The following is a 3,399-nucleotide window of genomic DNA, read 5'->3' as shown; positions in this document are numbered from 1 at the left end:
GACGGCCAGGTCCAGGCCACCCTGGCCGAAGGCGCCACCCTGCTGATGGGCGGCAGCAAAGTCGAAGGCGCGGGCAACTACTACGCCCCCACCGTGCTGGCCAACGTCACCGACCAGATGACCTCGTTCAAACAGGAACTGTTTGGCCCGGTCGCCTCCATCATCACCGCCCGCGATGCGGACCACGCCGTGGCCCTCGCCAACGACAGTGAGTTCGGCCTGACCGCCAGTGTGTTCACCACCGACCCAGAAAAGGCACGCAGCATCGCCAACCAACTGGAAACCGGCGGGATCTTTATCAACGCCTACAGCGTGTCCGATCCCCGGGTCTCGTTTGGTGGTGTGAAAAAGAGCGGCTTCGGGCGGGAGTTGTCGCACTTTGGTGTGCGGGAATTCTGCAACGCGCAGACCGTGTGGCTGAACCGCCGCTAAGGCAAGCGCTGCAAACGATGGCCCGCCCTGCGGGTCATCGTGCTGTCTGGTTCAGCACCGTCACGTACGCACCGAACATATCCGCCATGGCGTCCGCATAGGCGGTGATTTGCGCCTCGGTGCGCGGGCTTCCCGAGAATTCCTTTGCCACCGAACTGAAGGTGGTGGCGATCAAATCGCAGGCCAGGGCGCGGGTGGCTTCAGGCACCTGCGGCAGCAGTTCCAGCATGAACGCCTGGAAAATCTGTTGCCCTTCTGCGCGAACCTCATGGGCTTCGGGCGCATCACGGTACAGCGGCGCGGCGTCGCTCAGGGCGACACGCATCTGCGCCTCCTCACACTCCGAACGAATAAACGCATGCACCAACGCCCGCAACCGCTCAAGGGCCGGCTGGCTTACGTCCTGCAGAATGCGGCTGAGCATCTGCGAGGTTTGCTGCCACTCATCCGTCTGCAGCCGAAACAGGATGGCCGCCTTGTTGGGAAAGTACTGGTACACCGACCCCACGCTGACACCGGCCTTTTCCGCGACACGGGCGGTGGTGAAACGGCTGGCGCCTTCCTTGGCCAAAACCTGAATAGCCGCTTCGAGAATGGCCGTCACCAACCCGGTGGATCGCGCCTGTTTGGGCTCTTTGCGTGAGGAAATCTGCGAGGTCTGGCGATCGGTCATGGGGCGTTCCTGCTGCCGTTGGAATGCGAATAGCGAATGTGACGAATTGTTCGCATACTTTAAATGCGACGAATCATTCGCATACTAGCCCGGCGCCTCACGGCGCTCAACCTGCAGCAGGACATCCCCATGAATACGCTTACCTCGGCCCCGATGGCGGCCCTGATTGAACGGCTGTACACACAGGCCGATGCCGCCACCAGCCCCATCATCAACACAGTGACCCACGAAGAACGCGACCGCCTGATGCGCAGCAAGACCGACTACCTGGCACTCTACGGAATGCTGAAAGACCTGTGGTTGCCCGTCTCCCGCGACACCGGCACCCTGCTGTACATGCTCGCACGCAGCAGCAAAGCGCAGGCCATCGTCGAGTTCGGTACTTCGTTCGGCCTGTCCACCCTGCACCTGGCGGCCGCCCTGCGGGACAACGGCGGCGGCACGCTGATCAGCAGCGAGTTCGAGCCCTCGAAGATCGCTCTCGCCCGGCAACACCTGGAGCAAGGCGGCGTGAGCGACCTCGTGGAGATCCGCCAAGGCGATGCTCTGGTTACCCTGGCCACCGGCCTGCCCGACAGCGTCGACCTGCTGCTGCTCGACGGCGCCAAGGCGCTGTATGGCGACGTGTTGAACCTGGTGGAAAGCCGCCTCAAGCCCGGCGCGCTGATCATCGCCGACAACACCGACTACTGCCCCGACTACCTGGCCCGGGTGCGTTCGCCAGCAAACGGCTACCTGTCGGTGCCGATCGGTGACGACGTCGAGCTTTCCGTTCGCCTGGGCTGATGCCCGTCAGAGGATTCAACTCATGTCTGGATTGGTAAGCCCAGTGGTACTGAAATTACTGCCTATCACCCTGGCGGTGTTTGTCGGGTTCCTGATCATCGGCATGCAACTGCCGGTGCTGCCGCTGCACCTGCACAACACCTTGGGCATGGACCCGCTGGTGGTGGGCGTGGTGATCGGTGCGCAGTTTGCCGGGGCATTGTTGTCGCGGTCCTGGGCCGGCAATTTTGCCGATATGCGCGGCCCCAAGCGCGCCATGCTTGTGGGCATGCTGGTGGCGGCCAGCTCCGGCTTGATCTACCTCGCGTCCCTGGCGTTTGTGGCATCACCGGTCATCTCGGTGTGGGTGTTGCTCGCCGGTCGCGTGGTGCTGGCGCTGGGGGAAAGCCTGATCGTGACCGGCTCGATGGGCTGGGGTGTCGGGTTGGTGGGGCCGCAAAATACCGGCAAGGTCATGGCCTGGATCGGCATCGCAATCTACGCCGCGTTTGCCCTGGGCGCGCCCCTCGGGGTGGCGGTGAATAGCCAGTGGGGTTTCAGCGGGATCGCCGTCGGGACCATGGTGATTCCGCTGCTGGCACTGGCCATCGTCGCCGGAGCGCAAGGCGTTGCGCCGACCAGTCAGCGGCGCACCTCGTTTTTCAAGGTGCTGCGCTCGGTGTGGGTACCGGGGTTGGGCCTGGCCTTTGCAAGCGTCGGGTTTGGCGTGATTACCGCGTTTATCGCGCTGCTGTTTGCCACCAAGGCCTGGGGCAATGCGTCATTGGCGTTTACCGCCTTTGGCCTGGCGTTTATCGGCGCGCGGATTTTCTTCGGGCACCTGCCCGACAAGATCGGCGGTGCCAAGGTCGCGCTGGTGTGCGTGATAATCGAAGCCGCCGGGCAGCTGTTGATCTGGGGCGCAGACAGCGCCTTGACCGCCTACCTGGGCGCGGCGCTGACCGGTTTCGGCTACTCCCTGGCGTTTCCCGGCTTTGGGGTGGAGGCGATAAAGCGCGCGCCGCCCCAATCCCGCAGCCTGGCGATGGGTGCGTATGTGGCGTTCCTGGATATTTCGCTGGGGGTCAGCACCCCGCTGATCGGCGCCTTGGCCGGCGTGGCCGGAGTGGCATCGGTGTACCTGGCGGGCGCAGTGGCCGTGGCGCTGTCGGTGATCGTGGCGCTGGCGTTGCTTTTCAAGGCGCCAGTGGCGGAGCGCGAGGTTTATACTTCGCCACCTCGCCCTTAACCCACATCACCCGAGATTCCCGATGAGCCTTTCCCTGTCCACAACCCCAGCGCGCAAGCCGGTCGCACCATTGCTGGCGTTTGCCATCCTGCTGTTCGGCGCCGTCTTCCTGCAAAACAGCGTCGGCTCGCGCCAGGTGCTGTTGCTGGTGGTCGGCGCCGCACTGGGCCTGACGCTGTACCACGCTGCCTTCGGCTTTACCTCGGCCTGGCGAGTGTTCATCACCGACCGGCGTGGCGCGGGCTTGCGTGCGCAGATGGTGATGCTGGCGATTGCCGTG

Annotated in this window: 4 protein-coding genes and 1 pseudogene; 4 read left to right on the top strand and 1 reads right to left on the bottom strand. The window is 64.0% G+C overall.

The window, feature by feature from the left end:
- Window positions 1–432: aldehyde dehydrogenase family protein (locus HX846_RS29060; RefSeq protein WP_178966656.1), on the top strand; the 432-nt coding region annotated here is incomplete at its 5' end.
- A gap of 34 nt (window positions 433–466) precedes the next feature.
- Here the strand turns inward: HX846_RS29060 and HX846_RS29055 are convergent.
- Window positions 467–1,105 carry a TetR family transcriptional regulator gene (locus HX846_RS29055; RefSeq protein WP_087694346.1) on the bottom strand — a complete coding sequence of 213 codons (639 nt, stop codon included), beginning with the start codon at window positions 1,103–1,105 and terminating at the stop codon, window positions 467–469.
- A 129-nt stretch (window positions 1,106–1,234) separates the two neighbouring features.
- Here HX846_RS29055 and HX846_RS29050 point away from each other — a divergent pair, with 129 nt between their 5' ends.
- The 3 genes and pseudogenes from HX846_RS29050 to HX846_RS29040 form a co-directional block, all read left to right on the top strand.
- A complete protein-coding gene (locus HX846_RS29050) occupies window positions 1,235–1,891 on the top strand; it encodes an O-methyltransferase (protein ID WP_003214482.1) in 657 nt (218 codons plus the stop codon).
- A gap of 22 nt (window positions 1,892–1,913) precedes the next feature.
- The gene (locus HX846_RS29045; RefSeq protein WP_177123242.1) at window positions 1,914–3,119 is read left to right on the top strand and encodes an arabinose transporter; all 1,206 of its coding nucleotides are present in this window, start codon (window positions 1,914–1,916) and stop codon (window positions 3,117–3,119) included.
- Window positions 3,120–3,141: 22 nt separating this feature from the next.
- Window positions 3,142–3,399: pseudogene (locus tag HX846_RS29040) on the top strand (YeeE/YedE family protein); the annotation flags it as partial.

It is taken from the genome of Pseudomonas sp. K5002 (assembly GCF_013386655.1).
Classification (GTDB): Bacteria; Pseudomonadota; Gammaproteobacteria; order Pseudomonadales; family Pseudomonadaceae; genus Aquipseudomonas.
The sequence above is the reverse complement of the archived record's forward strand: the minus strand, read 5'-3'. Positions and strand labels throughout refer to the sequence as shown.